Source organism: Gallibacterium genomosp. 2 (genome assembly GCF_000771895.1).
Classification (GTDB): Bacteria; Pseudomonadota; Gammaproteobacteria; order Enterobacterales; family Pasteurellaceae; genus Gallibacterium.
The window spans coordinates 11,749-34,491 of record NZ_JPXY01000025.1 but is presented as its reverse complement, the minus strand read 5'-3'; the positions used below and the strand labels follow the sequence as shown (position 1 = coordinate 34,491).

Sequence of the window (22,743 nt, the reverse complement as noted above, 5' to 3'; positions counted from 1 at the left end):
ATTTTACCCCCTCGCAACCTTTCGAGCTTAATCACCTTTAACCGCGTTTTTTAGTAACAAGTTTGGTAACAAGATGCTAAACTCTAAAAAATCTTGTTACCAAAATTAAGGGAATGCTTATGCCAAAGGTCATTAAGCCGCTAACTAATACTGAAGTTGATAAAGCTAAAATCAAAGATAAAGAATATAATTTAACTGACGGTCAGGGGCTTATTTTGAGAATTAAGCCTACAGGCGCCAAAACGTGGCTTTTTAATTACTATCACCCAACCACTAAAAAAAGAACTAGTTTAACGATAGGCACATATCCTAGTGTTACTCTCGCACAAGCGCGCATAAAACGAGAGGAATTTAGAGCTTTACTTGCACAGGATATTGACCCTCAAGAAAAAGCAAAAAAGGAAGAGCAAGCTATTAGTGAGCAATTAGAGCATAGTTTTTTATCTGTTGCTCAAAAGTGGAAAGAGAAAAAAGCTCAAGAAGTTGAGGCGCTGACGTTAAAGAAAAATTGGCGTCGCCTAGAAATGTTTTTATTACCAGCAATCCAACATATAGCAGTAGAGAAGATTTCACCTAGTATTGTTATTCAGGCGCTGCAACCGCTATCTAATCAACAGAAAGGCGATACATTAAGACGTACAATCCGATTATTAAATGAAGTGCTTAATTTTGCCGTGAACTATGGCTTAATTTCTTTTAATCCTTGCTTAAAACTTAATGAGGTTTTTAGTTTTGGTAAAGTTACTAATAACCCTGCGATTAATCCTAGTGAACTTGCTACTTTAATGAAAGCGGTAATGTGGTCTAGTTGTGCTATCCAAACTAAAATGTTGTTCAAATTTCAGCTTTTGACAATGACTAGACCCTCTGAAGCAAGCGGTGCAATATGGAAAGAAATGGATTTAGCGAAAGCGTTATGGACTATTCCTGCTATCAGAATGAAAAAAAGAAAAGATTTTACTATTCCGCTTTCTTCTCAATCGATTGACATTTTAGAGAAAATGAAGGCAATGAATGTTAATGATCATTATGTTTTTGAAAGCTGGATAAAGCCTAATCAACCGCTGAGCAGTCAAACGATAAATAAAATGCTTGTAGATTTAGGTTTCAAAAATAAACAAACAGCACACGGATTGAGAAGTATCGGCAGAACTTATTTAGAAGAACAAGGAATAGATTATGCAGTTGCTGAAATGTGTCTTTCGCACTCAACAGGAAGTCAAACGAGCCTAGCTTATAATCGTTCAGATTATTTAGAACAACGCCGCATAGTTATGCAAATTTGGGGCGATTATGTGGAAAAGTGCGAAAAGACTATCTAGTCCAATAAATTTTTTTTGCTAAAAGGTGTTCACCCTGCGCATTAGCAATATTTTTTATTTATATTTCAATATGTTAAATGTAAAAAATAGGGTGTAGAGTGTTCACTTTAGGGGTGCACCCTTTTAGGCTGTTTTAGGCAATAAAAAAGGGCATTTCTGCCCTATTTTTAAACCTAACTATTTATTTTATAAAGGATTTTATAAACTCTTCCACATCCTTAAAATGCACGTTAGTGCGAAAGCCTGATTTTGTTCTTTTTTTGGCATAGTCAGGCTTATTTCCGTGCTGTTTAAGCCCTTGTTTCAGTGATATAGCAAAATTATTTAGGCTTAATTCGCTTTTTATGCCGCCAGCTCTGGTGAAAGCAAGATATGCCGGATAAAGGTGTGTGCGTTCTGCCCTAAACATTCCGGCATTGCCCACAAATAGCCCGTTGCATTGCTCACTTGTGAAGAAATAGCCACAAAATTCGGTGATATGGTCGGTTTGTGATTTTACTTCTAACGCTTCTTCACTTCCCTGCTGATTGTATAAAGCCCGTTTTGCATCCATTGGGTCTTTAAAGCGTTGCATAAGCTGAAACACAATGCCGCCAATTTCCTGTTCAATCTTTGCCAGTAATCGCGGATCTCGCTTTTCATCAGGTACAACGCGATCAAAGTGATAGATTACGCGACGGCGGTCAATGCCTCCGCAACGTTCTGTAAATCGGGTTGCTTCGTTATTCACAATCATTACCATTGCTTGAATCACGGCGATAAATTCGTCTCGGTATTTCGGATCAATATTTACGGTGTCGCCCCCTGTAATACTTTTCAAGCCTGCCCCATCGCCGCCATAGCGTGACTGCTCTGAACAAATAATCAAATTCTTATTTGCTAAATTTGCCCGTCCTCTTGGGGTATCCATATCTTCCAGCCGTGCTTGTGTGGTGCTGTTGTTGCCTACTAGCATTGTGGCAATCTTCGCAAAAACCGATTTACCACTGCCGCCATCGCCGGTTATTTCAAGAAATAATTGCCAGTCATAGCGGTTAGTTAGCACGGCATAAAGCCCCGCTAGAATGTTGGTTTTCTTCTGTTCGTTGCCGTTGGCGACAAAGTTCAGCCAGCTATCAAAGTGCGGTGTGGGTTCAGGCTTGCCCGTGTAGTCGCAATCAAGATAAGAAATGATAAAATCTTCCCGTTTAATTGGGGTGAAGGTTAAATCATTGCGGTTTAACGTGCCATTTTTAAAATAAATCAACGCAGAAGACGGCCCGGGCATTTTCGGCAATTGCATTTTTAAGGTGTTGATCAGTCTCAAAACGCCAATATCACTATAAGCAAGGTGATTTTCTTCAAAGAATAACACGGCGTTATCTTCTAGCGTGTCACTGTCTAACCGTTGCCAAGTTACCCCACCGTAAGCGTAAATTTCACCGCTTCCACGTTGTAACGCTAAATCTAGCCCTAACCATTGCTTAAAAGCTCGGGCTTTTTCGTTAGTGGGTGAGCGGTCTTTTATGGTAGGTTCTTCGCTTTCGCCCGTCTGTGCGATAAGTTCGGCTATTTCACTATCTTTTCTAAGTCGTGCAACATAATCGCTTAAATTTTCTAGTCGTTCGCCAACATTATTTAATAGGGCGATTACTTCGGCTTTAGTGTTTTTAGCGATATTTAGGGCAATTAAAGTTATTTGATCACTCGTTAGCTCGCCAAACTGAAAAATATTAATAATCTTTTTATCTTCAGGGGCTAACCGTAAAGAATGAATACTTTTTAACTGTTCTTCCCCTAAAATAATAGGTGTTGTTTTTCTTCTTTCCGGGTCGGCATCTGCCAGCAGTTGCCACGCTGTGCCATTTCCTCCATTCCACGCAATCCACGCTTCCGATCCAGCTAAAATATCTAATGAATGGTAAGGTGTACCAGTTTTGTTATATTTCATATTAGGGGCGTTCTTCAATCTATTCATTTTCTATTCTCCTGTTCCACGGCTCTTTTAAGTGCGGTGCATTTTTAGTGAATTTTGCCATTCTCACCCCCGTGCATTTGTGTTTCTAATTGGGCAATTATGTGTGCTTCCATTCTTGTAAGCTGTGATGAAAGAAAATGACAAACTGCGCAACCAAGTAAACGGCGGGCGATTTCCTCCCCGCTGTATTGCTCCGCCAATTCCTCAATGTCTGTTGTTGGTGGAATGGGTGATAGTTCAATCAATTTTCTTACAATAACATTCGCTTCTTTGACAAATTGGATCGCCGCATTTGGTGCAACTTGTGCGATATTCTCCAACTCTTCCGCCACGGCTTCAAACACGGCGGCAATATAGGGAAATTCTGGGTTATTTGTGCCATTGATAGAATTACTGTTGCCAATGCCTATAGCTTGCTGTTCTGTCTCGCTAAAGCTATCCCAATTGATTTTTTTATCGATTTTCATTGCGTTACCTCCGCCAGTTTCTCGGCTTCTATTCGTTCCAATTCAAGGGCTTCTACATCAGCAACCACGCCCATTAGTAGCCCGATTAAAAACTTACTGCTTCGCTTAAAAGCTTTATTCTTCGCTTGCTGGGTTGGGTTAAGTTCTTGGCTGTTGATAAGCTCAAGCAACAATTCACGCCCCTGAATTAATCCCTCCGCCAGCATTTGACTTTCTTTTTTCATTTGCTTCTTGTGGTGGAAGTCATCGGGGAATTGCTCAAAACATTTGCGGTTAGCCAGCTTGATTAGCTCGCCTTGCCGTTTCCATTGTGGAAAATGACTTATTGTTGAAGTAGGTTTAGCCATTGTTCGCCTCCTTTAAGAAAAAAGGGGCTAGCCTCAAATCAGTTAAAGGCAATGTATTAAATTCAAATAATGGAAATATTACCCGGAAATCTCTGATTGCCGTTCTCGCCTCTTTCTCATTCTCAACAATGCCTAAAATCATTGATGATTTCATTTCAAAAATCGCTAAACCTGCTTTAAACGTCTTTGAAATTTGCAAAAGTTGCCCATATTTTCGGTAATATTCCGCTTGATAGGCTTTTGCCAGTTTTTCGCTGGTGGCTAATCTTTGAATAAGGTTTAATCCCAATCCATTACCAATATCAACGGTTCTTGTGATTTTATACATTTTAATCCTCCTTTAACATTGCGATTCTGTCTTCGATCATTTCAAGCTGTGCATATAACAAGGTTTCAATGCCCTTTAAGGCATCTTGAATTTCACAAGGCTCTAACGCTTCAATATCGGTGCGTCCGGCTAGAATATTTAATAGCGTGATCGGTTGGTGTAACGCGCTAATGTCTCTTTCTAAAACCTCAAGTTGTAGTGTTTTATCTTTGGTATTAGCGTTCATTGCGCACCTCCGCCATAGCTGAAGTGAACGCAATAGGGCAAACGCCCGCCATAAGTGCGGTGTTTTTTGTGATAGTTTTCATTGTGGATATTCTCAATTGTGTTAGTAATTTTGATGTATCGCCATTAAGTGGGTGCGATACGGCTTCAACTACCGCAATTGATCGGCTCGGGTTATTCGTGCGATTACTCGCCTTATTTCCCCGTATAGACCGTATCGCAAAATCGATACTTCTCGGGCGGTGTTCGCCCTGTGAAGGGTAAATTTGAGATAAAAAAATACCGCTTGAATAACGCTTGCGGTCTGCGTCAATTGTGATAGTGCTTGCAATACTACCGCCAACGGTATTTTTAATCAAGGCTAAATTACGCATTTTTCACCTCCAAAATCACAAAATACGGGGCAACTTGTGCGGTGGCTTGCTTGATACTGTCGGCATTTATGCGAACGGTATAGCGTGGGAATAAGGAAAAATGTTTTTTGGTATTGCGTAAGTCTGAACGGCTTACGGCTTTGAATAGATAAAGCATTGCTGTAACTCCAGTGAATAAATTTTGAGAAGTTACCGCGAAAGTTCTCAGGCTTGGGCGGTAACGTGTTACGGGCTGAGAAACTGCGATCACTGGAACACAGCAAAGGGCGAAACCTTTCCCATAACACGCTACCATAGAAGAACACGCCATTTTTAGGCGTTCTTTAGGTGTGTTTGTGCTACGCATAAAAAAACACGCATTAAGAGGCGTGCATTTATCCGCCAGTGATATATCGTTCGAGTTCTCAGGCTCGGCTACAGAATTTGCTGTAGCGGTAAAAATACTAAAAAAATCACCGCACTTTGTAAAGGGGGTTGGTTGTGAATTGTTTTCATATTTGATATAATTATTTTGAATTAAATTCATAGTTAATCCTTTGGGTTTAGTTCATTCGTTTTATTTGTTTAACTTAACTAGAAGCTCCATAACATTGATATTGGCATCTTGTTTAGTGATACCCTGTTAAATAGCATTGCTGTAACATATCAATAGGAAACTAATTAATTATTCAATAAGGCGTATTAGTAAAATCCTTTAATAGCGGGGCTACTGGTTTCAGTAGCCTTTGCTATATCTGCTATTCAACCAAACCAAAATTGGTTCGGTTCATTCGCTGTAACAATGCTTCAAGGTTCGCTTTGCGTTGTTTAAACGGCATATCCAATACAAATAACGTGGTATTTGTCTGCTGCAGTAATTTGAGCAAATTAAGTTGATTTGTCGTAAAGCTATCTCGCACATTTGCCACGCCTGTTCTTTCTTTCCAGTGGTGGACGTTTTCGCCTAAAAGCAAGCTATCTAACATTACTTGTTCATTGCTAAAGTGATAGGGCTTCAATTCTTTGCCTTGGCGTTGGTAATAGTCTTTGATGGCGTCTGTCATTGCGCGATTGTGGTCAATCGTGGCAAGCCTTGCTTTAGTTCGTTCTAAAGTATTGCGGTGAATATTTGGCGCAACCTGTGCTAATTGCTTTTCTGCTTCGATAAAGTGCTGGCGGATTGCGTGGCCCACTTCGTTTTTTTCCAATAAGCAAAGGTGTTTCGCCATATCGAAAGTAATGATGTAATCAATCAACTTTTGCGGGCGTGCTTTTGATAATTGTTTATTTATATTCTCTATTTCGGGCGTAAATTGTTCACTATTTGCGCTCCCCCGTTTTGGGGAACTCAAATTTTCAACAATAATAAAATCACTGTCTTTAATAAATGAACATTCTTCAATACGGTTTTTTATCCACGTTGAAAAATCTCGCCCAATTTGCAAAGCTTTATGCAAATTACGCGCATTTACGCCATTTATTTCCTTGTGGTGGAATTTGTGCGTTATTGGCTCTAAAAGTAATTTCAATGCGTTATTCATTATTGCCCCCTTGTCGCTTTCTGTTCTTCAATCCAAGCATTCACTTCCTCTAAATCCCAGCGGATAAAGTTTTGTGAAAAGCGGATTGGCTGCGGGAATTGATTTGCTTTAACTAGCTCATTTAATTTTGTGCGGCCAAAGCCAACAACGGCAGTAACTTCTTTGCCTGAAATCAATTTTTTAGATTGGGTTTGTGATTGGTTCATAAAAAATACCTCTCGTTAGTTTAACTTTGTGAAACCTTGTTAGGGTTCGTTGAGTTGTCTAGACGAGAGGTATTTAATAATTTTTTCTAAAATAGAGTAATTGTACTAATGCCCTTATTAGATATAAAAAGGGTCTTTTTGTTGTAATTATTTTTTCTTACTTTGCCTTTTTCGCTTTATTCCTGTACCTACGAGAGGATCGACTGTCTTTATCCAAGATTTCACAGTATATAAAGTTTGTGTTAGATCAAGCATAAAAATAACTTCTTTTGCTACATACTCAATAGATAGCATATTATTTTTAGACCATATTTCAGTTGCTTTTTCTTCTGCATTGAGTTGATCTTGTGATTTCTTTCTTGGTTTTTTTGCGTTGATGTAACCTTGAATAGAAGGGGCTGATTCATTTAATTTATGGATATAATCGATCTCGTGTTTTATTTTTGTATCAATTATAGCTTTTATTCCACAATTACAAAGTTCATCAAATTTATTTAATATCTCCACAAAATTGTTTACTTGCTCTTGAGTTCCACCAAGATTAAATAATGCTTTTACAATTAAATTGCTCTTTGCTTGATTAGTTGTTTTTATGATGTTTAATATACCCTCTAAATCTTCAAAGATTTTTTCAGAACGTTCAATATCTTTCCCGTTTTCTATTCTAGATATAATAAACTGCGTGAATTCTTTTCCTTGTGGGGCTGATTTATAGGCCTCATCAACTGCCTTGGTTAAATCTTTAATTAAACTTATTATGTTTGTGGTTGTATCTTGTGATGCTTGCATAAATGCCCCTTTAGCATTTGCCCTTATGAATGGAAACGCCCCAACAAGTAAGGTGCTTGCTTTCGGTGATCAGCCTAGGGGCGTTTTGTTTAGTTGTTATTTCTTTTGATTAACTGGTGGCGTTGTAGGTCTTGGTGGTGGTGTTTTATTAGATACTTTTAGATTAAATCCTTCAGCAATTTGTTGAGTTAATGGAACAGAAGATTGCGTATTTCTTTCTTCTATATTTAGTGTAACAAAATTTTCATTTTTATTTGTCATTTTACCCTCCTGTTGGATTTTGAGTTGTTGAAATTATTAAATTATTAGGTGGTTCGGATATACTGATATATTCAGCCTTATACAAACTTTTCATATTTTGTGACATTGAAAATACTTCTGCTTGATATATACAAAGCTCACATAATCCATTCAATTCATTTATAGAAATAACAATACCTCTAATAAATAAATCTTTATCCCATATTGTTATGTCTATCCAATCATTTCTTTTTAATTTTAGTAGTTGATAGTTTGTACTATAATTTCCATATTTACTTGATATATTGAATTTTAATAAGATTGATGATAACCATTCCTTATGCTCAATAAAAGATAGTAATAACCCCCAAATTAAAGAAGCCACTCCAGCTTTTATTACCTCTTGATAAGGTATTTGAGCTTTATCACTATTAAAATCCCAAACGCTTAATATTTTGACATTTTCAATAGAAAAGTTTATCCGTCCAACTTCTATTAATAACTCAGCCATATAATAGAATTGAAGAATGGCATAAGACATCACGCCGTTAAAAACAATAAACAAAGAGTATTTAAAACTGCTCCAAGGTTTATGTTCTATAATTTTATCTAGAAGCATTGTTGTGATAATTCCAGGAAAAAGGATCATTATCATTTTTATACTTAACTCATCCACAATAACCCCTTAATAAGTGCCTACCTGAAAATCAACGTGCAAAATTTAACCTACTTTCAATTCATTTGTATTTTAACCCATTTTTATACTCTTTCTCAAAGATTTCTCTTGTTACTTTCAATGCTTGAGCCTTGCCACGTTCTGCGCCTTTTTCCATAAAGTGACGTCCTTTCATCTTTGCCGTGCCATATTCAACCATCCACCAATAAAATGGATCGGTTCTATCTTTTACCACTTGCCCAACTCTCGCCATTTTTCGCCCTTTAGTTCGCATTACTCTGACATTAGTTATCCCGCTTAATCCATTTTTTGCCACCCTTGTTTTGTGCCTGATATTATTTTTTACCGTTCCTTTTTGTCTGAAATTTGTACTTGCTTTTAAAATTGGTACGGTTGGCTTAATGGCTTTTTCTAATTCTCTTGCCCCTGCATTTAAGGCTTTCCTAATTGGTTTTCTCGCATTTTTTGCAATATCTTTTATCGTCTTGTTTATATTGCGCTCTATTTCTTTCAATCCTGTTATTTTTACTGATACGCTCATTTTATTTGCTCCAATAATAAAAAATAGAATAAAGTATGCCACTGTAAATCAGTAAATAAATTAATTCATTGTTCATAAACTTCCTTTGATATGCAAATTTGCACATCGGTTATAAATCTATTCCGTTAAATTGTTCTAATGCTTGTTGATGTTCGTTAGATAGTTCAAAAATCACATCACCATATTCAAGCTGATAAGTGCCAAAAGACATTAAAAAGGCGATCGCTGGGTCAATCTTATTGGCTGCCTTTTTCTTGTTCGGCTTAATATTGGCGTTTGCGTCCGTTTCCATTACGACGTTAGACAATGCCCACGCAAGCACGGGATCGCCATTATGTTCTATCATTTGGCGATTAATTAGCACTTCTGTTGATTTTGCCACGGGGCTAAAGCGTTGATAGGTTTGTGGGAATGGCTCTACTTCTAGCCCTGCTGCTTGTAGCTGGGTTCTTAGGTGTGTGGCATTCCATACATCAAAGCCAATCATTTTAATGTTGAATTGTTCGGCATCTTTCAAAATATCATCGCGGATTTTGTCATAATCGATACAATCCCCCTCTGTTACTCTTAGCCAACCTTGGCGCACCCATTGGCGATAGATAGCGCGGTTTTTGTTGGCTACATTGTTAAGCTGATATTCAGGCAAATAATGGCGAGTGATCAACCGCACTTTCTTTTCTTGTGGGAAGGTGTAGCAAATACTGGTTAAATCGTTGGTTGAAGAGAGATCCAAGCCCATATAGCAATCTTGGTGTAGTAAATCTTGCTCTGTATAATCTCGTTTGCACTGCACCCAACTACCCTCACTTAGCCACGGCGTTTGACCTTGACACCATACATTAAAGCGTTTAGTGAGCATTTCTACCCATTCGGACGGTATGCCACGGGCTTTTTTGATGGTGTTTTCAAAATCAAGTTGCGGGATAGATTTGTTAATATTTGGATTGGCTTTGATCCAGTTTTCAGGCTGGTCAATTTCGCTTTCATCATCTAATTCAAAAATCAGAATAAACAAGCTATCATTCTGTTCATTGCCTACCAGAATTTGGGCGCAATAGTCATAATGCTGTTTGCACGCTGAAATGGTGTTACTGCCTGCGGTTGTGATGGCAAATAATAGCCCCTCTGGTCTTGCACCTTGTCCAAGTTCTAACGCACTGTAAACGCTGTTGTCTGCGTGTAGGTGATATTCATCAACAATAGCAAGGCTTGGGTTAGTTCCTTCAATGGTGCTAGATTTCGCCGCCAGTGGACGCATTAAGCTGTTATTTTTAGGGTTGATCAGTTTATGCTGTTGAATGCTGATCCGCTTTTTCAATGGTGCAGAAAGCAAGCACATTTGGCGCGCATCATCAAAAACAATACGCGCCTGATCACGGCTTACGGCTGCAGTGTAAATGTCTTGTTGCCCTTTTTCCATAATCAGAAACCAATTCGCCAGTACTGCCGCCACTGTGGATTTTGCGTTCTTCCTTGCAACTTGCACATAGGCAGATCGGTATTTCCGCAAGCCTGTATCTTTACGCTTGAAGCCAAGCAAATTAGCAAAAAGAAAAATTTGCCAATCAGATAATTCTATCGGCTGCCCTCTTAAATGCCCTTTGACGTGCGGACATAAGCGAGAAAAAGCGAGGAATTTTCGCACCGCACTTTCATCAAAGAAATAATCAGGGTTGCTTAAATCCGAAAAATAACGGGCTACGGCTTGTTTTATTTTTTGGCAAGCGATAATTTCCCCATTTTGTACCTGTTCAGCGTAAAGATTCCACGGCATTTACATCACCAAGATTTCATCAATTGCATCCGTTTCTTCCGTTTCTACGGGATTTTTACGACGGCTAACAGGATCGAAACCTAGCAAGGAAGACATTTTAATCATCACTTTTTCCGCATCTGATTTCGCAGACAATGCGGGATTGCGCGATTGTGTTCCTTGAGAATTGACAATAATAAAGCCATTTTTTGCTAAATCTGCCACAGAATGACGCCAAATTGCGTAGTTTTCGCAATAAATTTCAAGGTTTGTTAAATCTTCAGGTTTAATATCGCCACGTTCTGAAAGTTGCTTAATGCGTGCTTTCCATTGCGATTTAGCAATCTCATCTAAAAATTCAGGTGCTTTATAGCTTTTTCGTTTATTCATTGTTTTCCTTATTTTCAAAAAAATCACTGTGCATAAAAATTTGAGGGGGCGGGCGGTTCTAAGGCTTTCAGCTTTTCTTTTCAAAACTCCCCCCACCCTGTCTATCTCATTGTTTTTAAAGCAAAACGCAAAATTGCGTTCACCTATCTCATTGATTTTAAAACAAACCTCAAAATTGAGGTTTGCAAAATCAATTTTTGGATTTTGTCTAATCAACGCGCCCAATTTGGGGCTGGTTCAGTTGTTTCGATATCGCAACGGTTGAAGTGTTTCGATATCGAAACAGTTGGCTTGCAACCGTGTACATATGTACACAACTGAATGAACTGTGGACATATGCCAACGGTTGAAGTAGTGATGGTTATATCACCACAACTTACTTCTTCGCCCCAAATCCGCGCTTATCTATCACCCTTGTCTTGTAGCTGTGGCAATCACGGCATAAGGCCTGATGATTACTTACTACCCAAAAGAGCGGATCAGCTTGCCCATTCTCTACGGGCTTGATGTGGTCTATCACTGTTGCTGGCGTATGTAATCCCTTTGCTAAACACATCACGCATAACGGATTATGCTTTAAGTATTGCGTGCGGTATTTACTCCATTTGTGATCGTAGCCTCTTGCACTACTACTTGGGCGGTTGTCCTTTGGTTTGGTCTGGTGTTCTTCACATCTGCCAGATTTCACGCGATTACGACAACCAGGGAAAGAACAACGCTTTAAAGGTTGATAAGGCATAACATCACCTTAATAGATACAGGGTTCGCGGTACACTTCCCACAGGGATTTGATTGTCATCGGCACAATCGTTTGATTAATGTCCGTGGTGATTTCCCTGTTAGTGTAAAGGTGCGCAATATACATCAAGCAGCCCACTTTGATTGTGGGATAAAAAGGGATTGTGGTTGCGGTTTCTTCTTCCGCAAAAGTTTTCCCTATATGACATTGCGCCACTTCGATTGATACCACGGCATAACGTTCTAACAAGTCATCATCAAGATCAAAATCTTCCATTATGTTCAAGTGTGCTTTGATTTCCTCTAGCGAAATAACAAGATCAACGTTCGCCATAAGCTTCCCCTTCCTTACACATTAACTGAAGTTCTCTGTGTTCGTCCTTGCTGTCGATTACTGAATAAATATCCCAATGTTGATCACCATATTTCACCCGCATTTTTCTTGTTACATTGGGCAAATAACGAATGCGCACGCGGATAATATTTTCACCTAATTGAAATGGCCCACTAAAATATTCGCGCCCTTGCAAGGGTTCAATACTTGCCCGCACCGTTGCCACATCTTCCCAAAATGTTTTATTGCCACCATAAGGATTGAGCTGCTTTTCTTTCTCGTGATTGCGCGCTTGCAAGGTGATCACTTTGTTATATTTTCCGGCTCTAATCGTTCTCGCCATTGTTACCACCTTTTTTCACTTCTACGGTCTGTTTCCACGCTTGGCTAAATTCATCACCACCAACATAAGGCGAAAGCCCTTCACGTCTGCGCACTTCATTAGGGTTCATAATGCCGGCTTTAATTGCCGTGTCGTAACTATTGAAGCGATCGTTTTGACTGGTTCGCAATAAATCACTGGTATCAAATTCAATTAAATAACGCTGCTTGCTTTGGCGGCTAACGTCCACCATCAGCGCATCTTTTAACTGCTGTTCAAAGTTAGTCAGCCACGGGCGCAAGGTTTGCGATAAAAAAGCACGGCTTGCTTCGCTAAAATTGGAATAGCTACTATTGGAATAATCTTGCAAAAAGATCGGGCTGATATTGTAAATGCGCGCAATATCGGAAATCGTAAACGTGCGGCTTGCTAACCATTCCGCATCTTGGTTTGTCATTCCTAACTGCTTATATTCCATTGAGCCTTCAAGCACTGGCGTTTTACCTGCATTTTTTGCCCCTTTGTAACGTTCCAAGGCTTTCAATGCTTTCTTGCCTTTGGCTTCGTCTAACCATTCTGCCGTTGTAATTAGTCCGCTGGCCATCAAGCCATTCTTCATCACTGCTGCGCCGTGTTTTTGCTGTGCCATTCCTAAGCCTACGGTTTCGCGACAAATTGCAATCGGTGAACGTCCCATAAAGCCATCAAGTGAAGAATGACGCAAGTGCAACACTTCATCTTGCAAATAATTCTTTGTTTTGCCGTCTAAATCGGTGATTTGATAAATATGCTCACCTTTTGGCGTGCGTAGAATATTCACCGCGCTAGGCTGATAAGGCGTAAGGCTGACTGGCTCACCTTGCTTATTCCACTCAATCACCGCATACGCATTCCCATTTAGTAAGCAATGGCGCATCAGGGTATATTTAAATTGATACGGTGTTTGATTACGGTTCGGCATTTCATTCAATAAATAATCAACAGGGTGATCAAAAACACGCTCACGCCCATCTTGCTTTAATTGATACAAATAGCACGGCATAGACGCCACCGCTTCCGCAATCACGGTAACGGCATTCATTACTGCAGGCAAGGCTTCCGCTGTCTGTGGACTAACAAATTCACCTGCTGATGTATTTGCCACGCCTAAATAAGAAATTAACTCATCAACGCTTAGCGGCTGGCTACGTTGTTCTGTCTTGCGTTTAAATGGCCACATTTTACAACTCCGCTAAATCAGCCCAATAAGACAAAAGTGCAGTGTTTTTTTGCTGCATTTTTGCTTTGGCTTGCGCCATTGAACGTTGAGCAATCTGCACATTACTTTCAGGATAAGCGGGAAGACTGGTTACAGTAATTTCTACCAATTCCGCATTATTGACTGTTCTCAAACACGGCTCTGCCTCAAAATCCCACGCTTCCGCCTTGGCATAAAAGCCAAAAGACATTCCAGAAATATCGCCACGTTCTACACTGACTAATAAATCACGCCCTAATGTAGTGTCTGGTGGGGTAAGCTCAAAACGTAACCCTATGCTATCTTCCTCTAATTTCAACGTTCCCGCACTGGTTCGCCCAAGTAGCTTAGTGTGATCGTGTTCAAATAACGCTCGCACATCTTGCCCACTGGCTAAACTCTCAGCAAAAGCATTTGTAGCAAACTGTTCAACAAAATCTCCCCAAATCAATTCACTTGAACTATTCCATCGCACCACATAGCCCACCAGTTTTTTATCTTGCGCTTGAATATCTGATGAACGGATTTCAAAATCTTTATTCATATTCTACCTACTGACAAAAAAGGGGCTGAATGCCCCTCTGATTGGTTATGCGGTTGTTTCAATAAACTTAATGGCGTTACTATCCACCACGCCACCGCCTAAATATTTATCCGTATGAACTTTATAAAAGCCAGGTTCGGTGATATTGTCTGGGCGAGTACGCACGCCAGTTTCGTGATCCACAATGTAATAACCTCGTTTAAAATCACCAAAAGCAAGCACTGCCTTTCCAGCGCCACCTATTGGCATTGTTTCCAAATAATAAACTGGGCGACCTAATAACGTGCTTGGCGCATCAACCGTTAAACCATCACGCCAAATAAAATCACCGTTTTTATTTTTCAATTTCTGCAAAGTAGCGGCAATGCTTGAACTCATCACCCAAACCGCATTTTTACGGTATTTACTATGCAAGGTGTAGAATAAATCGATCAACGTGTCCGCCGTGATTTTATCCGCACTGGTTACTTCTAATTTTTGCAACTCGCCAAAAGTACGGGTTTTATCGTTCGCCGTTGAACGAGTGTAAGCCAATAGCCCTTTTGCTTTTTTATCGCCATCACCTGAAGTTAAATCTACTTCTTCGGTTTCCGTGAAGCTCTCGCTAATTTCTTCGGTAAGCCAGCCCAACACATCAATAGAAGAAAAATCCAAAATCTCTTGGGTTGTTTTCGGGTAAGCATAGATTGGATTTAATGCAATGGTGACTTCATTTAATTTTGGTGTGTTAGTGCCAGAACGTACTTGACCTTCCTCACCGTGTTTCACAATCGCACCGCCAGCAGAAACCAATTTCTTATATTCTTTCGCACCAACAGGCAAACGCACCACATTAGCAATTTGACGCATTACGCTATCATCTGTTAAGCGTTTCATCACTTGCTTATCTAATTGAGGGATTACGGAATAGCCGCCATCATCATTTGCTGTAGTGGAAAGATTAGAACGCAATTCACCCGTTTTAATGTAATGGCGTAACTCTTCATTACTAAATTGGGCTTTGTTGCTGGTTTCTACTGGCTCTCCTTTTTGACTTCGTTCTTCATCTGCTACCGCTTCATAGCGAGCAATTTCATCATTCAACTGCGTTACTGAATTTTTTAATTTTGCAAAATCTGCGCTTTCTTCCTCTGTTAAACTACGCTTTTCCCCATCAGCTTTATTTAAAAGATTGCGCATTTCTTCGACCGTTTTCGCCTTTTGTTGGCGAAGTTCTAATAATTTTTTAAACATAAATTAGATCCTTATTATTGATATTGAAATTCATAGTGCAAATTAGCAGAAATCCAAGCCGCTTGATTTTCATCATAGCTATAACTAAATTTTGCCAATCTGAACGTTTCTAATACGGAAATATCAGCACCAGCAAGCATATCTGTTACTATTTCGGCAACCTCATCTAAGGCGTCTTCAGTCATATAAAACGGCAAATAAATCCCAACCGTTAAAACACCATCGCCTTGATTTCCGCACATTGTCATTTCTTCTAGCATCACTTCATCAATAAAAACCGCAATCGCCGGCAATTCTTTTTCAATATCAGCAAAAACCGGGCGACCATTAATAAAATAGTTAATCCCTTTAATCTGTCCTTGAAGATTAGCTAAAACCTGTTTTCTAATTTCACTATGAATATTCATTTTTTTGCCTCAAATTTCTTCTTAATTAAGAAGGCTACAATTAGCCCATATCACAAGATAAACAGATATTTAGGAAAGTAAATAGCTTATTTTTTAGGCGATTAGATACGGTAAGTTATGAAAAGTTAATAAAGTTCAAGCGATTATTTTTTAATCAAAGAAAGGAAAGAAAATAGGATTTTAAAGGGTGAACACCGGTTAACACTGGTGAACACTAGTGTTCACCCTAAAAATAGAATATAAGATATTAATATATAACTATTTTTTCTTTAAAATTTTAAAAGGTGAACACGGTGAACACAGTTATAAAAAAATATATTTGATTTAATAAAAAGTAAGAATAGAATAGCGAGGCATAACAAATGAATTTGGCGTGATTTTTAATTTTGGTAACAAGGTTAGTAACAAGATATTATTTTATTATAATAATGTTATTTAAAAACAATCACATAAAATTGTTTTCAAGTCCTGTTGGGGCACCAACTAGCTAAACAAAGCCTTTCATAACGCCTCAAAATGCTTTTTAAATATCTGTAATTTCAAGGGTTTGTCGTATTTTGCTTATCGCATCTCATCATAGCTAATTGATTTAAAACGCTGATTTTAGTAACTATGATAGTAACCATATGCGGAATGTAGTTACTAACCGCTTTTTCATAGTTACTAAAATGAGTCTCTTAGATATGCCAAGGGTTACAAATTGACATATAGGACAAAATAGTTGGTCTTTTGAGCTTTATACTTTTTATTTCAATAGCTTATTATCAAAACTAATAAAACACTTCTTCTCCTTCCGGACGAGTTTTAAATCGGCGGTGAAGCCACATATAAAGCGACGGATCTTTTTTTATTTCTCGCTCAATTGCTTGATTCACTCGAGTAACAATAGCAACATCATCTTCACAATCACTAAAATCAATCGGAGCAGAAATAGAAATAGTGTAACCAGAGCCATCTTTATTGCGTAATGGTGTAAAAGGGATAACTAAACTTTGCGGAACACTGCGTTTTAAAAATGCAGTACCAGTGGTAGTCGCAGCATTTTTTACTGCAAAAAACGGCACGAATACTGCACTTTTTCGTCCATAATCGTGATCCGGTGCATACCAAATAGTTTCCCCTTGACGCAATGCTCTAATCATCCCACGTAAATTATGGCGATCGAGCATCGATTTATTGGAGCGTATACGCCCTTTTGTTTGTAGCCAATCAAACAACGGATTGTCGTTCGGACGATAAACACCGATACCTTGATGATAAAGCCCGAGTATTCTTGCGCCTAATTCTAGCGTCAGAAAATGAATACCAACCAAAATAATACCGCTATCTGCTTTAGTCAAGTAATCCAGCCCTTCAATTTTAGACCATTTTTTAATCCTGTTATCTGACCAAAACCACGCCATTCCAGTTTCAATAATAGCCATTCCAACGGCTTGGATATTCTGTTTTAACAGTTCTTGTCGTTGTAATTCACTCATTTCAGGAAAACAAAGTTCTAGATTACGACGAGCTATCGCTAAACGACGTTTACCGAATTTAAATTTGCTGAATAATTTACCCAAACCGTGTCCTATTTTCACTAAACAAGGGTACGGCAAGAATAAAATCAGACGAAACAAGATAATTCCAAGCCAAAGAATCCAATATTTAGGTAGGAAAAAAGAAAATTGAAATTGTGGTAACTGTTGATTTTTCATTGATTACTGCAAACTAAATAATTCAAATATTAACTATTTTAACGGAAAGTACCGGAAATAGCATTATTCAAGACGGAGCTGTGGTAAAATCGCCAGCAAAATTTGTTTATGGAGAAAACTATGGTTCAATATTCCACTCAATTTAATCACGCTAAAGTCTTAGTCCTTGGCGATGTGATGTTAGACCGTTATTGGTTTGGTGCAACTAATCGTATTTCCCCTGAAGCACCTGTTCCTGTGGTAAAAGTACAACAAAACGAGGAACGTGCTGGCGGTGCAGCTAATGTTGCGATGAATATCGCCAGTTTAAATGTGCCGATTAAATTGTTGGGAATGACTGGTCAGGACGAAGCAGCACAGGCATTAGTGAAACTGTTGACAGATCAGAAAATTGATTGTGATTTTGTGCGTTTAAATTCTCATCCGACCATTACCAAATTACGAATCCTTTCTCGCCATCAACAGTTGTTGCGCCTTGATTTTGAAGAGAACTTTCACGATATTCAATCTAATGAGTTACTTTCTCGTTTGCAACATTATATTGCAGAATATGGTGCATTAATTCTATCTGATTACGGTAAAGGTACCTTATCACAAGTACAACAGATGATTCAAATTGCACGCCAAGCTAATGTGCCTGTGTTAATTGATCCAAAAGGTACAGATTTTGAGCGTTATCGTGGTGCAACTTTATTAACGCCTAATATGTCAGAATTTGAAGCAGTAGTCGGCGCTTGTCACAGTGAACAGGAAATTGTTGATAAAGGATTAGCATTGATCAAACAATTGGATTTGACAGCATTGTTAGTTACTCGCTCTGAAAAAGGAATGACCTTAATTCGTCCAGAGCAAGAGGCATTTCATCTACCAACGCAAGCACAGGAAGTATTTGATGTAACCGGTGCCGGAGATACTGTGATCAGTATTCTTGGTACAGCAATTGCTGATGGTCGCAGCTTGGAAGAGGCTTGTTATTTAGCCAATGTTGCTGCCGGTATTGTGGTTGGTAAATTGGGTACTTCCACTGTTTCTACCGTAGAATTGGAAAATGCAATTCATCGCCGCAGCGAAAACGGCTTCGGTATTATGAGCGAACAGGAGTTGAAACAAGCAGTAGCAAAAGCCAAAGCACGTGGTGAAAAAATTGTGATGACCAACGGTTGTTTCGATATTTTACATCCGGGACACGTTTCCTATTTAGCCAATGCGCGTAAATTGGGCGATCGTTTGATCGTTGCAGTCAATTCAGATGCCTCAGTAAAACGCTTAAAAGGCGAACAACGCCCAATTAATAATCTTGAAACTAGAATGGCGGTACTCGCTGGTTTAGCATCAGTTGATTGGTTAGTAGCGTTTGAAGAAGAAACCCCACAACGCTTAATCGGCGAAATTTTGCCTGATTTATTAGTTAAAGGTGGTGATTACAAACCGGAAGAGATCGCTGGTAGTAAAGAGGTTTGGGCAAACGGTGGGGATGTCAAAGTACTTAACTTTGAAAATGGTTACTCAACCAGCAATATGATTAAAAAAATTCAGTCGCTTAAATAAGGATTATACGAAGTTATGAAATTTATCTCTTTTAATATTAATGGATTACGCGCCAGACCCCATCAATTACATCAGCTAATTGAGCAATATCAACCGGATGTTTTAGGGCTACAAGAGATTAAAGTTGCTGATGAAGCCTTTCCACACGAAATTGTTGCCGATTTTGGATACCACGTTTTTTATTACGGACAAAAAAGCCATTATGGTGTCGCACTATTAACAAAGCAACAACCGTTAGCGGTACGAAAAGGCTTCTCTACTGATGCAGAAGATGCACAACGCCGTATTATTATGGCAGATTTGGCAACACCTTTTGGTCAACTAACAGTAATTAACGGCTATTTTCCACAAGGAGAAAATCGCAGCCACGAAACCAAATTTCCAGCAAAAGAAAAATTCTATCGTGATTTGCAACACTATTTAATCAATGAGCATAATGCTGAAAATCCTGTTTTAGTGATGGGTGATATGAATATCAGTCCAACCGATTTGGATATCGGTATCGGTGAAGAAAATCGAAAACGTTGGTTACGCACAGGGAAATGTTCTTTTTTGCCTGAAGAGCGAGAATGGTTACAAAACTTATATCAATATGGGTTGGTTGATACTTTCCGAGCTTTACATCCACAAGTAAATGACCAATTCTCTTGGTTCGATTATCGCTCCAAAGGTTTTGATGATAATCGTGGCTTACGTATTGATTTAATTTTAGCTAATCAAACTTTGGCACAGCGCTGTATCTCTGCCGGCATCGCTAAAGATATTCGTGCAATGGAAAAGCCATCCGATCACGCACCGATTTGGGCGGAATTTAAATAACTTCTTATAATTTTGCTATTCCTTAAAATGCATTGGAATAGCAAAATTTTTCGACTTTTCTATTTAATCAAAGGAAATCCAATGTCTACTGTTTTAAATCAACTCGTTGAATTGCTTAAACTTGGAAAAGAAAGGTTGATCCGTTTCAATCCTTAAAAATAAAAAAACGTGCATAAATCACTTTATGCACGTTTCAATAACGTTAATCCGTTAACAGTTATAACTGTTCAGGAAGTTCATCCTCAATGACACAGTTTTCCGCTTCATAAACCTCTTTATCATAGCTTAATAACGGTTCAACTTTCCAGATATTCTCAGCATAATCAATGATCGAACGATCAGAGGAAAAATACCCCATATTAGCGGTATTAATCAATGCAGATTTTGCCCACGCCTGCGGTTGTTTATAATGTTGATCCACTTGTTTTTGAATCTCAACATAAGCACGAAAATCAGCCATTACTTGGTAATAATCACTGAACAAATTCAGTTCATTTTGATAACGCATCGGATCTTGCGGTGAGAAGTGTCCAGAAGTAATTTGCTGAATAACCGTATTTAATTCTGGTTCACGTTCAAAAAATTCAAAAGGAGAATAGCCTTTCGCCCGTAATGCTTCAACCTGCTCAACCGTATTACCAAAAATAAAGATATTTTCTTGACCCACCATATTGAGAATTTCAACATTAGCGCCGTCTAATGTTCCCACAGTTAATGCGCCATTCAATGCAAATTTCATATTACTTGTGCCAGAAGCCTCGGTTCCCGCCAAAGAAATTTGTTCAGAAACATCCGCAGCCGGAATAATGATTTGTGCAAGGCTAACACCGTAATTCGGAATAAAGACTACTTTAATTAAATCTTTAATACGTCCATCATTATTAATCACTTCTGCTACATCATTAATCAAGTTAATAATTTTCTTCGCTGTGTGATAAGCACTTGCAGCTTTACCGGCAAAGATAAAAACACGTGGTGTCCAGTCTGCATCTGGATTTTTCAAAATCTGGTTGTAGCGATAGATAATGTGAAGTACATTCAATAATTGACGTTTATATTCGTGAATACGTTTTACCTGCACATCAAATAATGCGTTCGGATTCACTTCAATACCAAGATGATATTTGATGTACTCCGCTAAACGTTGTTTATTGCTGAATTTAACGCGTTGGAAATCAGATAAAAATGTTTCATCATCAACAAATTGGTTTAATTGACTTAATTCATCCAACTCTTTACGCCAATTTTTACCAATCTTACTATCAATCAATTTCGCCAACTCAGGGTTAGCAATCGCGATCCAACGACGAGGCGTTACGCCGTTTGTTACATTGGTAAAACGTTCAGGATAAATTTTCGCAAAATCAGCAAAAATAGATTTCACCATTAAATCGGAGTGGATTTTGGCAACGCCATTAATCTTATAGGAACCAATCACTGCCAACCACGCCATTCTAACACGTCGACCATTATCCTCATCAATGATAGATACACGACGAATAAAATCTTCACCGTAGCCTTTAGCACGCAAATCATTCAAGAAGTTTTCGTTAATTTCAAGGATAAGCTGTAAATGGCGAGGCAAGATTGAGCCTAGCATTTCAATTGGCCAAGTTTCCAATGCTTCACTCATCAATGTATGATTAGTATAAGAGAAAATGTTACAGCACATTTCCCAAGCTTTTTTCCACTCATAACCGTGCTCATCAATTAACAGACGCATTAATTCAGGAATTGCCAATACTGGATGGGTATCATTTAGGTGAATTGCTACTTTTTCTGCCAAATTATCCAAACTATCAAAAATATCTAAATGACGACGTAAAATATCTTGTACAGAAGCAGACGTTAAGAAATGTTCTTGTCTTAAACGTAATTCACGACCCGCTGTAGTGGAGTCATCAGGATATAGTACACGTGATACATTTTCAGAAAAGTTCTGTTTTTCCATTGCTGCGAAATAATCACCACGATTAAAATCGTTTAGGCTAAACGCATCACTGGATTGTGCCGACCACAAACGCAATGTGTTGGCAACATCGTTGTCATACCCCGGAACTAATTGGTCATAACCAAGAGCAATTACTTCATCAGAAGGTTTCCAAATACATTTGTTGTTTTCATAATAAATTTGGCCTCCAAAACGGATAGGAATTTTTTTACTTGGACGATTAAATTCCCAAGCAATATTCTGTGCCAACCAACCATCCGGCTTTTCCACTTGACGACCATTTTCAATTTCCTGTTTAAACATTCCATAATCATACCGAATACCATAGCCGGTAGCAGGAATACGCAATGTCGCCAAACTATCCAAGAAACAAGCGGCTAAACGTCCTAAACCACCATTACCTAAACCAGGATCTTCTTCCTGATTCAAGATATCTTCTAAATCCAAACCTAATTCTTTAAAGGCTTGTTTCATCGCTTCGTACACATCTTCTGCAATCATTGCATTGCTAAATGCACGACCCATTAGAAATTCCATTGAAAGATAGTAAACACGGCGTGATTTCTCGTGTTTAATAGCACGACGAGTATGTAAACGAGATTGTGCGCTTAAGTCTCGAACAGTATAAAGTGCAGCATTCAACCAGTTTGTCAATTTTGCTTCAGAAGGCTCACAGCAGAGGTTATAAATTAATTTTGAAACGATAGTTGCTTTAAGAGATTCAACATCTCTTGCTGGTGCATGATAAGAAAATTTTATTGTGTTTGATGACATTTTT

At 38.6% G+C, this 22,743-nt stretch carries 27 protein-coding genes; 3 read left to right on the top strand and 24 right to left on the bottom strand.

The window, feature by feature from the left end; all coding sequences use genetic code 11:
• The first annotated feature begins 119 nt into the window (after window positions 1-119).
• Window positions 120-1,322 (top strand): tyrosine-type recombinase/integrase, encoded by a 1,203-nt coding sequence (locus P375_RS06275; RefSeq protein WP_039135586.1) that lies wholly within the window; start codon window positions 120-122, stop codon window positions 1,320-1,322.
• 181 nt (window positions 1,323-1,503) lie between these two features.
• Here P375_RS06275 and P375_RS06270 read toward each other — a convergent pair whose 3' ends face one another.
• From P375_RS06270 to P375_RS06165, 23 genes are all read right to left on the bottom strand, one after another.
• Window positions 1,504-3,279, bottom strand: coding sequence for a DNA primase family protein (locus P375_RS06270; RefSeq protein ID WP_039135584.1), 1,776 nt, complete (start codon window positions 3,277-3,279; stop codon window positions 1,504-1,506).
• A gap of 44 nt (window positions 3,280-3,323) precedes the next feature.
• Window positions 3,324-3,746: a hypothetical protein gene (locus P375_RS06265; RefSeq protein WP_039135581.1), complete on the bottom strand. Its 423-nt coding sequence runs from the start codon at window positions 3,744-3,746 to the stop codon at window positions 3,324-3,326.
• Window positions 3,743-4,093 (bottom strand): hypothetical protein, encoded by a 351-nt coding sequence (locus tag P375_RS06260; RefSeq protein WP_052121806.1) that lies wholly within the window; start codon window positions 4,091-4,093, stop codon window positions 3,743-3,745. Before P375_RS06260 ends, P375_RS06265 begins: the two co-directional genes overlap by 4 nt.
• Window positions 4,086-4,421, bottom strand: a complete 336-nt coding sequence (locus tag P375_RS06255) for a hypothetical protein (RefSeq protein WP_039135579.1) — start codon at window positions 4,419-4,421, stop codon at window positions 4,086-4,088. Before P375_RS06255 ends, P375_RS06260 begins: the two co-directional genes overlap by 8 nt.
• Window position 4,422: 1 nt before the next feature.
• Window positions 4,423-4,647 (bottom strand): hypothetical protein, encoded by a 225-nt coding sequence (locus tag P375_RS06250; protein ID WP_039135577.1) that lies wholly within the window; start codon window positions 4,645-4,647, stop codon window positions 4,423-4,425.
• A complete protein-coding gene (locus P375_RS06245; RefSeq protein WP_039135574.1) occupies window positions 4,637-5,020 on the bottom strand; it encodes a hypothetical protein in 384 nt (127 codons plus the stop codon). Before P375_RS06245 ends, P375_RS06250 begins: the two co-directional genes overlap by 11 nt.
• On the bottom strand, window positions 5,013-5,546 hold the full coding sequence (locus P375_RS06240; protein WP_052121805.1) for an ash family protein: 534 nt from the start codon (window positions 5,544-5,546) through the stop codon (window positions 5,013-5,015). The genes P375_RS06245 and P375_RS06240 overlap by 8 nt, the downstream gene beginning before the upstream one ends.
• A 211-nt stretch (window positions 5,547-5,757) precedes the next feature.
• Window positions 5,758-6,540, bottom strand: a complete 783-nt coding sequence (locus P375_RS06235) for an antA/AntB antirepressor family protein (protein ID WP_084598494.1) — start codon at window positions 6,538-6,540, stop codon at window positions 5,758-5,760.
• Entirely contained in the window at window positions 6,540-6,746 is a 207-nt protein-coding gene (locus tag P375_RS06230) for a helix-turn-helix transcriptional regulator (RefSeq protein ID WP_039135572.1), read from the bottom strand. The genes P375_RS06235 and P375_RS06230 overlap by 1 nt, the downstream gene beginning before the upstream one ends.
• A 147-nt stretch (window positions 6,747-6,893) precedes the next feature.
• The gene (locus P375_RS06225; protein WP_039135571.1) at window positions 6,894-7,535 is read right to left on the bottom strand and encodes a hypothetical protein; all 642 of its coding nucleotides are present in this window, start codon (window positions 7,533-7,535) and stop codon (window positions 6,894-6,896) included.
• Window positions 7,536-7,631: 96 nt separating this feature from the next.
• The gene (locus P375_RS12385; RefSeq protein WP_155274608.1) at window positions 7,632-7,796 is read right to left on the bottom strand and encodes a hypothetical protein; all 165 of its coding nucleotides are present in this window, start codon (window positions 7,794-7,796) and stop codon (window positions 7,632-7,634) included.
• Between the two features lies 1 nt (window position 7,797).
• The gene (locus P375_RS06220) at window positions 7,798-8,451 is read right to left on the bottom strand and encodes a hypothetical protein (RefSeq protein WP_039084490.1); all 654 of its coding nucleotides are present in this window, start codon (window positions 8,449-8,451) and stop codon (window positions 7,798-7,800) included.
• A 61-nt stretch (window positions 8,452-8,512) separates the two neighbouring features.
• Window positions 8,513-9,034, bottom strand: coding sequence for an HK97-gp10 family putative phage morphogenesis protein (locus tag P375_RS06215; protein WP_245176431.1), 522 nt, complete (start codon window positions 9,032-9,034; stop codon window positions 8,513-8,515).
• Window positions 9,035-9,101: 67 nt separating this feature from the next.
• Window positions 9,102-10,766, bottom strand: a complete 1,665-nt coding sequence (locus P375_RS06210; protein ID WP_039135565.1) for a terminase large subunit — start codon at window positions 10,764-10,766, stop codon at window positions 9,102-9,104.
• Window positions 10,767-11,135: a phage terminase small subunit P27 family gene (locus P375_RS06205; protein WP_039083359.1), complete on the bottom strand. Its 369-nt coding sequence runs from the start codon at window positions 11,133-11,135 to the stop codon at window positions 10,767-10,769.
• A gap of 376 nt (window positions 11,136-11,511) precedes the next feature.
• Complete coding sequence (locus P375_RS06200; protein ID WP_039135563.1) at window positions 11,512-11,874, bottom strand: HNH endonuclease; 363 nt, start codon at window positions 11,872-11,874, stop codon at window positions 11,512-11,514.
• A 9-nt stretch (window positions 11,875-11,883) separates the two neighbouring features.
• Window positions 11,884-12,207: a head-tail connector protein gene (locus tag P375_RS06195; RefSeq protein WP_039135561.1), complete on the bottom strand. Its 324-nt coding sequence runs from the start codon at window positions 12,205-12,207 to the stop codon at window positions 11,884-11,886.
• On the bottom strand, window positions 12,194-12,550 hold the full coding sequence (locus P375_RS06190; protein ID WP_039135559.1) for a phage head closure protein: 357 nt from the start codon (window positions 12,548-12,550) through the stop codon (window positions 12,194-12,196). Before P375_RS06190 ends, P375_RS06195 begins: the two co-directional genes overlap by 14 nt.
• On the bottom strand, window positions 12,534-13,748 hold the full coding sequence (locus tag P375_RS06185; RefSeq protein ID WP_039135558.1) for a phage portal protein: 1,215 nt from the start codon (window positions 13,746-13,748) through the stop codon (window positions 12,534-12,536). The genes P375_RS06190 and P375_RS06185 overlap by 17 nt, the downstream gene beginning before the upstream one ends.
• A gap of 1 nt (window position 13,749) precedes the next feature.
• Window positions 13,750-14,310, bottom strand: coding sequence for an HK97 family phage prohead protease (locus P375_RS06180; RefSeq protein ID WP_039135555.1), 561 nt, complete (start codon window positions 14,308-14,310; stop codon window positions 13,750-13,752).
• A 45-nt stretch (window positions 14,311-14,355) separates the two neighbouring features.
• Window positions 14,356-15,543, bottom strand: a complete 1,188-nt coding sequence (locus tag P375_RS06175) for a phage major capsid protein (RefSeq protein ID WP_039135553.1) — start codon at window positions 15,541-15,543, stop codon at window positions 14,356-14,358.
• 14 nt (window positions 15,544-15,557) lie between these two features.
• Complete coding sequence (gpU, locus tag P375_RS06170; protein WP_039135551.1) at window positions 15,558-15,950, bottom strand: phage tail terminator protein; 393 nt, start codon at window positions 15,948-15,950, stop codon at window positions 15,558-15,560.
• A gap of 770 nt (window positions 15,951-16,720) precedes the next feature.
• Entirely contained in the window at window positions 16,721-17,647 is a 927-nt protein-coding gene (locus P375_RS06165; RefSeq protein WP_039135548.1) for a Kdo(2)-lipid IV(A) acyltransferase, read from the bottom strand.
• Window positions 17,648-17,767: 120 nt separating this feature from the next.
• On the opposite strand from P375_RS06165, the gene hldE reads away from it, so the two are divergent.
• Together hldE and xthA are read left to right on the top strand one after the other, a co-directional pair.
• A complete protein-coding gene (hldE, locus tag P375_RS06160) occupies window positions 17,768-19,195 on the top strand; it encodes a bifunctional D-glycero-beta-D-manno-heptose-7-phosphate kinase/D-glycero-beta-D-manno-heptose 1-phosphate adenylyltransferase HldE (protein WP_039135545.1) in 1,428 nt (475 codons plus the stop codon).
• Between the two features lie 15 nt (window positions 19,196-19,210).
• Window positions 19,211-20,014 carry an exodeoxyribonuclease III gene (gene xthA, locus P375_RS06155; protein WP_039135543.1) on the top strand — a complete coding sequence of 268 codons (804 nt, stop codon included), beginning with the start codon at window positions 19,211-19,213 and terminating at the stop codon, window positions 20,012-20,014.
• Window positions 20,015-20,231: 217 nt separating this feature from the next.
• On the opposite strand, the gene P375_RS06150 is transcribed toward xthA, so the two are convergent.
• Window positions 20,232-22,739 carry a glycogen/starch/alpha-glucan phosphorylase gene (locus tag P375_RS06150; protein ID WP_039135540.1) on the bottom strand — a complete coding sequence of 836 codons (2,508 nt, stop codon included), beginning with the start codon at window positions 22,737-22,739 and terminating at the stop codon, window positions 20,232-20,234.
• Between the last annotated feature and the right edge of the window lie 4 nt (window positions 22,740-22,743).